The sequence below is a fragment of the Allobosea sp. CER48 genome (assembly GCF_044752385.1).
GTDB lineage: Bacteria > Pseudomonadota > Alphaproteobacteria > Rhizobiales > Beijerinckiaceae > Allobosea.
In genome coordinates this window covers 1-7,421 of record NZ_JBIWYK010000132.1, presented here as the reverse complement: position 1 = coordinate 7,421, position 7,421 = coordinate 1, and the positions used below count along the sequence as shown (strand labels likewise).

The 7,421-nt window shown below is 68.1% G+C and carries 7 protein-coding genes; 1 reads left to right on the top strand and 6 read right to left on the bottom strand.

Annotated elements, in window-relative coordinates; translation table 11 throughout:
* The 6 genes from ACIPIA_RS07265 to ACIPIA_RS07240 form a co-directional block, all read right to left on the bottom strand.
* A partial coding sequence (locus ACIPIA_RS07265; protein WP_400508078.1) for an alpha/beta hydrolase occupies window positions 1-851 on the bottom strand: 851 nt, incomplete at its 3' end.
* Window positions 848-1,867 (bottom strand): ABC transporter ATP-binding protein, encoded by a 1,020-nt coding sequence (locus tag ACIPIA_RS07260; RefSeq protein WP_400508076.1) that lies wholly within the window; start codon window positions 1,865-1,867, stop codon window positions 848-850. The genes ACIPIA_RS07260 and ACIPIA_RS07265, both read right to left, overlap by 4 nt.
* Window positions 1,864-2,844 (bottom strand): ABC transporter ATP-binding protein, encoded by a 981-nt coding sequence (locus ACIPIA_RS07255; RefSeq protein WP_400508075.1) that lies wholly within the window; start codon window positions 2,842-2,844, stop codon window positions 1,864-1,866. Before ACIPIA_RS07255 ends, ACIPIA_RS07260 begins: the two co-directional genes overlap by 4 nt.
* Window positions 2,841-3,749, bottom strand: coding sequence for an ABC transporter permease (locus ACIPIA_RS07250; protein WP_400508073.1), 909 nt, complete (start codon window positions 3,747-3,749; stop codon window positions 2,841-2,843). The genes ACIPIA_RS07255 and ACIPIA_RS07250 overlap by 4 nt, the downstream gene beginning before the upstream one ends.
* Complete coding sequence (locus tag ACIPIA_RS07245; protein WP_400508071.1) at window positions 3,746-4,723, bottom strand: ABC transporter permease; 978 nt, start codon at window positions 4,721-4,723, stop codon at window positions 3,746-3,748. Before ACIPIA_RS07245 ends, ACIPIA_RS07250 begins: the two co-directional genes overlap by 4 nt.
* Before the next feature lie 83 nt (window positions 4,724-4,806).
* Window positions 4,807-6,420, bottom strand: coding sequence for an ABC transporter substrate-binding protein (locus ACIPIA_RS07240; RefSeq protein ID WP_400508069.1), 1,614 nt, complete (start codon window positions 6,418-6,420; stop codon window positions 4,807-4,809).
* A 92-nt stretch (window positions 6,421-6,512) separates the two neighbouring features.
* Between ACIPIA_RS07240 and ACIPIA_RS07235 the strand changes: the two genes are divergently transcribed.
* Window positions 6,513-7,385, top strand: a complete 873-nt coding sequence (locus tag ACIPIA_RS07235; RefSeq protein ID WP_400508067.1) for a MurR/RpiR family transcriptional regulator — start codon at window positions 6,513-6,515, stop codon at window positions 7,383-7,385.
* Window positions 7,386-7,421 lie beyond the last annotated feature (36 nt).

Sequence of the window (7,421 nt, the reverse complement as noted above, 5' to 3'; positions counted from 1 at the left end):
GGCCTCAGTTCCTCGATCGACGGAATGCGGCCGTCGAACCACCAGGCGGCGGCGGCGCGCGACATCGCTGCCCCGTCATGGCCGATCCCCGGCACCGTGATCAGCTCCCAGTTGCAGGGCACGCCCAGGCGTGCAGCCTCGGCCCGGCCGAAATCGAGCATGAAATGCGCCCGGCCGTAGCGATGCGGACCCTGCGCCAGCGCCTCGGCCTGCGCCGGGAGGTTCGGATCATCGGTCGCGATGTCACGATCACCCGCGAAGATGATCATCGGATAGGCGAGCCAGCATGCCAGCGCCCCCTTCTCGAGATCGAGCCCGCCGAGCCCTTCCGGGAAGCGGCGATCGAGCGTCGGCAGGGTGTACCAGCCGGGATTGGAAGCCATGGCCGCGGCGAACAGCTCGCCGCCCTCGGTCGCCAGCATGCGATGCACGAACTGGCCGCCGGCCGAGTGGCCGAAGATCCGGATGACGGGGCGGTCGATCACGCCGCCGGCGCGCAGCGCGTCGAGCACCCTCGCCGGCACCGCATAGAGCCATTGCTCGCGCGGCGCGACAGCGCCTTCGGCGGTGACGACGAGGCCGTTATTGTAGCCCTCGGCCTTCGGGAACGGCTCGTCAGGGAAGGTCGGCGCGACGATCAGCAGGTTGTGCTTCTCGGCGGCTTCGATCCAGAAATCCCGGTAGTCGTCGCCGTTGCGCAGCATGCCGTGTTGCACGACGATGACCGGGTCGTTCGGCCGGTGCCGCTCCGGGCGATAGAAATTCACGGCCAGCGGCCGGTCGGGGTGGCGGCGGTCTACGAAGGGCTGCGTGCTGCGCCCGACCGGCGGGTTCAGGGTGGTGGTGGTCATGCGGCCTCCGGAGCCTTGTGCAGATGGCATGCGGCGCTGCGGCCCGGCGCGATCTCGACGAGTTGCGGCCGAACCTCGCGGCAGACCGGCATCGCCTGCTCGCAGCGCGGATGGAAAGGGCAGCCGGGCGGCGGCGCCAGCGGCGAGGGCAGCTCGCCCTTGAGCGGCTGGAAGGCGCGCTTGCGCCGGGCCGCCGACGGAATCGCCGCGATCAGCGCGGCGCTGTAGGGATGCGCCGGCTCGGCGAAGATCTCGGTCGCCCGCCCGACCTCGACGATGCGGCCGAGATACATGATCGCGACGCGGTCGCTGATATGGCGGACGAGGCCGAGGTCGTGGCTGACGAAGAGATAGGTCAGCCCGTGGCGCTCGCGCACATCCATGAACAGGTTGACGACCTGCGCCTGAATGGAGACGTCAAGCGCCGAGACGGGCTCGTCGCAGACGAGGAAATCGGGCTTGACCGCCAGCGCCCGGGCGATGCCGATGCGCTGCCGCTGCCCGCCCGAGAACTGATGCGGGTAGCGCTCGCGATAGGCGAGATCGAGGCCGACCTCGCTCAGCGCCTGGTCGACGGCCTTGTCGATCTGCGCCTTCGGCAGGAGCTTGTGGACGCTGAGGGCCTCCCCGACGATGCGGCTCACCTTCATGCGCGGGTCGAGCGAGGCATATGGGTCCTGGAAGATCATCTGGACCTTGAGCAGGAAGTCTAGGCGTTCCTTGCCCTTGAGCCCCGCCACCGGCCGCTGCTCGTAGACCACCTCGCCCGTGGTCGGCTTCAGGATGCCGGTGACGACGCGGGCGAGCGTGGACTTGCCGCAGCCGGACTCGCCGACGAGGCCGAGCACCTCGCCGCGCTTGACGCTGAGATCGATGCCGTCGACGGCGCGCAGCACCGGCGGCGCCTTGCCGCGGCCGGTCGCCATCAGGATGCGTTCGGCGATCGTCGGATTGCGGCGGAAATGCTTGGTGATGCCCTTGAGCTCGATGATGGGCGCGCCGGTCGGAGCACTCATGCCGCTTCTCCAAACGGGACGGGGTTGTGGCAGCGGAAGCTGCGGGCGCCCTCCTCCGTCACCGTCGCGTCCTGCTCGGCGCAGACCGGCTGGACGCGCGGGCAGCGTGGCCGGAACGGGCAGCCGCTCGGACGCGCATCGATGCGCGGCGCAACGCCGTCGATCTGGTTCAGGCGCTCGCCCGGGGCGACATTGGCGGCCGAGGAGTTGAGCAGACCGAGCGTGTAGGGATGACGCGGCGCGTCGAGCACCGCGTCGACCGGCCCGATCTCGACGATCCGGCCGGCATACATCACCGCCACCCGGTCGGCGAGCTCGGCCACGACCGCGAGATCATGGGTGATCCAGAGCACGGCCGTGCCGGTCTCTCGGGCGAGCTTCTGTACCTCGAACAGGATCTGGCTCTGGATGGTGACGTCGAGCGCCGTCGTCGGCTCGTCGGCGATGATCAGGTCGGGCGCGTTGAGCAACGCGGTCGCGATCGCGACGCGCTGGCGCATGCCACCGGAAAATTCGTGCGGGAACTGCTTCAGCCGCGCTTCCGGCGAGGAGATGCCGACGCGGGCCAGCGCCTTAGCGGCTTCGCCGAGCGCTTCCTCGCGGCTGCAGTCGCGATGCTCCAGGATTGCCTCGCTCATCTGCTCGCCGATGCTGAGTACCGGGTTCAGCGTCATCAGCGGATCCTGGAAGATCATGGCGATGCGGTCGCCGCGCAGGTCGCGCAGACGCTCCTCGCCGGCCTCGCGCAGATCCTCGCCGTCGAAGCGGATCGTGCCGGCGACGATCTCGCCGGGCGGATCGATCAGCCGCACCAGCGAGAAGCCGGTCACCGACTTGCCGGAGCCGGACTCGCCGACCAGCCCCAGCACCTCGCCGCGCGAGACGCTGAGATCGACGCCGTCCACCGCGGGCCAGGCGCCGTCGAGCGCATGGAAGACCGTCCGCAGGCCACGGACATCGAGCAGGGGGTCACTCATGAGCGCACGTTGAAGCTGCGGCGCAGCCGGTCGCCGACGAGGTTGAGGGAGACGATCAGCAACACCAGCGCGATGCCGGGGAACACCGCGATCCAGTATTCGCCGGAGAGCAGGAACTCGAAGCCGTTGGCGATCAGCAGGCCGAGCGAGGGCTGCGTCACCGGCACGCCGACGCCGAGGAAGGAGAGCGTCGCTTCGAGCGTGATCGCGCTGGCGACGCTGATCGAGGCGACGACGAGCACCGAGCCGACCGAATTCGGCAGCAGATGCGCGATCATGATGTGCCGGGTCGGGAGGCCGAAATTCAGGGCGGCCTCGATGTATTCCTTGCGCCGCTCGACAAGTGCGGAAGCCCGCATCAGCCGCGCATATTGCGCCCATTGCACCAGGATGATGGCGAGGATGACCTTGTCGACGCCGCGCCCGATCGAGGCCAGCAGCACGAGCGCGACCAGGATCGAGGGAAAGCCGAGCATGAAATCGACGATGCGCATGATCACGGCATCGACCGCGCCCCCGAACTGCGCCGCCAGAAGCCCGGCCGAAATCCCGACGAAGAGCGCACCGAGCGTCGCCGAGAGGCCGACCATCAGGCTGGTGCGCAGCCCGTAGAGGATCGCGCTCAGCATGTCGCGGCCTTGTGAATCCGTGCCTAGCCAGTAGGTCATGCCGCTCATCGCGGTCTCGCCCGGCGGCAGGCGGTTGTCCATCACGCTGAGCGCGGCGAGATCGTGAGGGTTCTGCGGCGCGATCACCGGCGCGAGCAGCGCGAGCGCGACCATGATGCCGAGCAGGATGGCGGCGCCGCGCGTCGTCGGGCGGTTGCGGATGCGGCGCAGCACCTTCTCGCGCAGGGGCGTGTCGGCATAGGCAGGCACGGCCGGCGCCTTCATCTTGGCGCTCATGCCATCTCTCCCGTCAGCTTCACCCGCGGATCGAGGGCGGCGTAGAGGATGTCGACCAGGAAGTTCACGGTGACGAAGAGCAGCGTCGCCAAGAGCACATAGGCGACCACGACGGGCCGATCGAGCTGGTAGACGGAATCGATCAGCAGTTTGCCCATGCCCGGCCAGGCGAAGACCGTCTCGGTGATGGTCGAGAAGGCGACGAGGCTGCCGAACTCGATGCCGACCACGGTGACGACCGGGATCAGGATATTGCGCAGCACGTGTCGGCTAACGATGCGCCGCGGCCGCACGCCCTTGGCGCGGGCATATTTCACATAGTCCTGCGTCATCGTCTCGGTGGTGCCCGCGGCGACGAGGCGGATCATCAGGGCCATGTTCGGGATCGCGAGGTTGATGGCGGGCAGCGCGAGGTGCTTGAGCCCGTCAAGCGTCAGCAGGCTGGTCCTGAAGCCGAGCACGGACACCGTCTCGCCGCGCCCGGCTGTCGGCAGCCAGCCGAGCAGCACGGCGAAGAGCAGGATCAGCATCATACCCTTCCAGAAGCTCGGCAGCGAGAAGCCGAGGATGGTGCTGCCCATGATGATGCGGGACGGGCGGCTTTCGGGGTCGAGCCCGGCATAGAGGCCGAGCGGCACGCCGGTGACGATCGCCAGGGTCATCGCCAGCAGCACCAGCTCGAAGGTCGCCGGCAGGCGGGCGAGGATCAGCTCGATCGCGGGCACGCCATGCACGAAGGAGCGGCCGAGATCGCCCTTCAGCGCATTGCCCATGAAGACGAAGTATTGCTGCCAGATCGGCAGATCGAGGCCGAGGCGCCGGATCAGCGCCTCGCGCTCGGCGGCACTGGCCGAGGGCGAGACCAGAAGCTCGATCGGATCGCCGATGCCGTAGACGGCGAAGAAGACCACGACCGAGACCGCGAGCAGCACGAGCACGCTCTGGATCAGCCGTTGCAGGACATAGGCGGCCATGGGGCGAGAGCGGCTCCGCTGCGTGTTCCGGATGGGCGGCCCGGGGGGCCGCCCATCGTTTTGTCAGGTTCTTTGGCTTCGACTTAATTCGCGACGGGCCTGACCGACATCGCCAGCATGAACTGGTCGGCCCGGCCGGTGACCGCGAGGTTGGACTTGAAGGCCCAGACGCCGCTTTCGAAATGCAGCGGGATGAAGGCGTTGTCGGCGACGACGAGCTTGCCGGCCTCCTGCAGCAGTTCCGCGCGCTTGGCGTCGTCGAGAGTGGTGACGGCCTCGCGGATCACCTTGTCGAACTGGTCGTTCTTGTAGCCACCATAGTTCGAACCGCCGAGCGTCTTGGTCTCGTTCGGGGTCGGCGGCCACTGGCGCAGGAAGGACGCGGCCTCACCGGTGCCGGAGCCCCAGCCGCCGATCGCGACGCTGAATTCCTTCTTGGCGCGGCGCGGGAAGTAGATCGCCCGCGTCATCGCGTCGACTTCGGTCTTGATGCCGATCTGGGTCAGATACTGGGCGACGGCCTGGGTGATCTGGCTGTCGTTGATGTAGCGGTCGTTCGTCGTCGACAGGGTCAGCTGGAAGCCCTTGGGATAGCCGGCCTCGGCGAGGAGCTTCTTCGCCTGCGCCGGGTCGTAAGCCAGCTTCGGCGGGTTCGGCTGCGTGCCGAACATGCCGGTCGGCAGGTACTGATAGGCCGGCTCGGCTGCGCCATCCATGATGCGCTTGACGATGGCGTCACGGTCGATGGCGAGCGACATCGCCTTGCGGACGCGGGCATCCTTCAGCGGGTTCTTGCCGTCCTCCGACTTGACGAAGGGGCTCTGGTCGCGGGCGACGTCGAGCTGGAAGTAGATCACGCGGGTCGAGGGCGTGATGACGTGGCCGAAGCGCTTGTCGTCCTTGATGCGCCCAAGATCGCGCGCCGCCGGGTTCTCGATGACGTCGTAGTCGCCGGCGAGCAGGCCGGCCAGGCGCGGGCCGGCATTGGTCACCGGCAGCAGGCGCACCGTCTCCCAGGGCTCGGCCTTGCCCCAGTAGCCCGGGTTGCGCTCGAGCTCGATCGCGGATCCACGCACATAGGACTTCAGCTTGTAGGGGCCGGTGCCGATGGCGAGCGTACCGTCATTGAAGCCGGTCACGGTCGGCCAGGCGCCGGTGACGCCGCAGTTCTTGGCGATGTCGTAGCTGATCGGGCCGTGCTCGACGATGGACGCCGAGAGGATCGGGAGCGCCGAAAGCAGGTTCGGCAGCAGCGGCTCCGGGCTGACGGTGTTGATGACCAGCGTCTGCGCATCGGGAGCCTCGACCGAGGCGAAATTCCCGGTGACGTCGGCAAAGGAATCCGACACCTTGGTTTCGTTCTTCAGGGTGCGGCAGAAGGTGAAGACGACGTCCTCGGCGGTGAACGGCCTGCCGTTCGAGAACTTCACGCCGTCGCGCAGCTTGAAGGTCCAGCGATTCTTGCCGTCGTTCTCCCAGGAGGTCGCGAGGCTGGGATGCAGCTTCTGCTGTGCATCCTGGCTGACGAGCGAGTCGAAGATGTGCTGCGCCAGGGCGTTGTTCGGGGTGAGGTCGTGATAGTGCGGATCGACGGCCGTCGGCTCGGAGGCCAGGGCGATGCGCAGGGTCTGCGCCGAGGCCGCCGTGGCGGACAGGCAGGTCGCGGCGAGCGCCGCGACGAAAAGGGATTGACGCATGATGGTATCCGCTCCCGCTCGTCGTTTTGACAGGTTTATTTTCGTCCGGTAGCAAACATGAAAATTTTTGAACGTCAACCGGGCGGAGGCACATGTCCCAAGGTCTGAAGCCCTCGACGGATCTCTCGAACCGGATCGCCCAGATCTATCCGTCCCTGAGCAACGGCCATCGCCGCGCGGCCGATTTCGTGCTGCAGCACCCGCTCGACGTCGCCACGATGACGATCGAGGGGCTGGCGGAGGGCAGCGGTACCTCCAACGCGACGGTCACGCGCTTCGTCCGTGCGCTCGGCTATGGCGGCTATGGCGAGTTCCGCGGCGCGCTCTCGGCCGCGCTGAAGTTCGCCCATGCGCCGGTCGACAGCTTCGCCGGCGCCCGTTCGGCGGCGGGCTCGACTTTCGGGACCTTCGAGGCCGCCCTGGCCGACCAGGCCGCCAATCTGCAGGCTGCCCGTGACGGACTGACCGAGGAGGCGGTGACGCGGGCCGTCGAGCTGCTGCTCAAGGCGCCGCGGGTCTTCATCGCCGCGTCGGGAGCGAGCCACCACATCGCCTCCTATCTCGAGGACGGGCTGTCGCTCTATCTCGGGGCCGACGTGATCTTCGCCTCCGCCCGCACCGGGCCGGAGCGCGCGGTGCGCCAGATGATGTCGGCACGCCCCGACGACCTGATGGTCGCGATCTCGGTGCCGCGCTATTCGCGCTCGACGCTCGATCTCGCCGGCTTCGCCCAGAAGCGTGGCGCCAAGCTCCTGGCGCTGACCGACGGCCCGATCTCGCCGCTGGCGGCGATCGCCGATGTCACGCTTTTCGCCCCGGCACGCAGCCACCTCCTGCCGAATGCGCCCGGCGCCGTCTTTGCCCTCGCGGATGCGCTCGTGGCCGCCGTGGCAAGGGAGCGGCCGGATGCGGTCGAAGCGCTCAAGGAGCTGAGCGAGAGCCTGCTCTGGACCTTCCACTACTAGGGTCGGGACCGCGCTCGCCGGGCAATGAAACCCGGC